Annotated in this window: 1 protein-coding gene; it reads left to right on the top strand. The window is 78.6% G+C overall.

The genetic code is table 11. The annotated features are described in order from the left end of the window. On the top strand, positions 1-1652 hold a 1652-nt coding region (locus BM419_RS31545), incomplete at both ends, for a condensation domain-containing protein (protein WP_244540949.1).

Raw genomic sequence — 1652 nt, 5'->3', positions numbered from 1 at the left:
GCGGACGGGCAGCTCGACTACCGCGGGCGGGCGGACGATCAGGTCAAGATCCGCGGCCAGCGCGTCGAGCCGGGCGAGGCGGCCGCCGCGCTGCGGGCGCTGCCGGGCGTGGCCGAGGCGGCGGTGGTCGCCCGTCCCGGTCCGGACGGGGGGCTGCGGCTGGTGGGCTACGCGGTGCCGGCGGCCGGCGGCGTCCTCGACGAGCCCGCGCTGCAGCGCGCCCTGGCCGACACGCTGCCCGACGCGCTGCGCCCCGCCCGCATCCTCGCCCTGCCCGCCCTGCCGGTCTCCGCCAACGGGAAGCTCGACCCAGGACGGCTCCCCGAACCCGACTGGGCGGGCGCGGACGCCGCGGGCGGGAGCACCGGCTTCGATCCGCCGCGCGGCCAGACCGAGACGCGCCTCGCCGCCCTCTGGGCCGGCGTGCTCGGCCTCGACGCCCGACGCCTGTCGCGCCGGGACAGCTTCTTCGAGCGCGGCGGCGACTCGATCCTCGCCCTCCAGCTCGTCGCCCGCGCCCGGGAGAGCGGCCTCGCGCTGACGCCGCGGGACGTCTTCACCCACCCGCGCCTCGCCGCCCTGGCGGCGCATCTCGACGCGGCCACGGACAGCGCGGCCGCGCCAGCCCCCCAGGTCGACCCGGCGCGCGAGGCCGGTCCGGTTCCCCTCACCCCGATCCAGCGCCGGTTCCTCGACGGCCCCGTCCCGAACCGGCAGCACTGGAACCAGGCGATCGTGCTCGCGCCCCGAGCACCCCTCGACCCGGGCCGCCTCGCTGAGGCCCTCGCGGCCGTCGAGGCCGCCCATCCCGCGCTGCGCCTGCGCTTCGCGCGGGACGCGCACGGGGCCTGGACCCAGACCTGCCGGGCACCGGGGCAGGAGCCCCCGCTGTGGCGGCGCGCGGCGGACGGTGCGCCGGCCTTCGCGGCCCTCGCCGCGCAAGCCCAGACGAGCCTCGACCTCGCCGAAGGGCCGGTCTGGCGGGCCGTGCACGTCACCCTGCCGGCGGACGGGACCGAGCGCCTCCTCCTCGTCGCCCACCACCTCGTGGTCGACGCCATGTCGTGGCGCATCCTGATCCAGGACCTCGCGGCGGCCCTCGCCGGGCGGCCGCTCGCGCCCCCGCCGACGAGCTTCCCGGGCTGGGCCCGCAGCCTCGACGTCCTGGCCCGGCACCCCGGACATGCCGGGCGCCGCGAATCCTGGCTGGCCGGCTGGCAGGCCGGGGGGCCGTGCCTCGATGCCGCGTTGCGGCCGGTCCGGCCCGACGCCCCCAACGTCGAATCCGCCCAGACCGAGATCGCCGACAGCCTCGACGCCGACGCCACCGACGCCTTCCTGCGCCGGGCCGGTCGGCCCTACAGCGCCCGTCCCGACGAGATCCTGCTCACCGCCCTGTCGATCGCGCTGGTGCGGCGCGGCGACGGGACGGCGGTAGGCGTGACCCTCGAGCGCCACGGTCGCGATGCCGACGCCCTGGCCGACGCGCTCGCCGAACCCCTCTCAGAACCCTTCCCCGAACCCCTCTCCGACGCGCAGGACGGCCCGACCCTGCCCCGCCACGACCTGAGCCGGACGGTGGGCTGGTTCACCACGCTGGTGCCGCTGCGGCTCGACCCCCTCGGCGGCGAGCCGGACCTGCCGCCGGACCT

The sequence above is a fragment of the Methylobacterium sp. yr668 genome (genome assembly GCF_900116245.1).
GTDB lineage: Bacteria > Pseudomonadota > Alphaproteobacteria > Rhizobiales > Beijerinckiaceae > Methylobacterium.
This window is presented reverse-complemented; position numbering and strand designations above follow the sequence as displayed.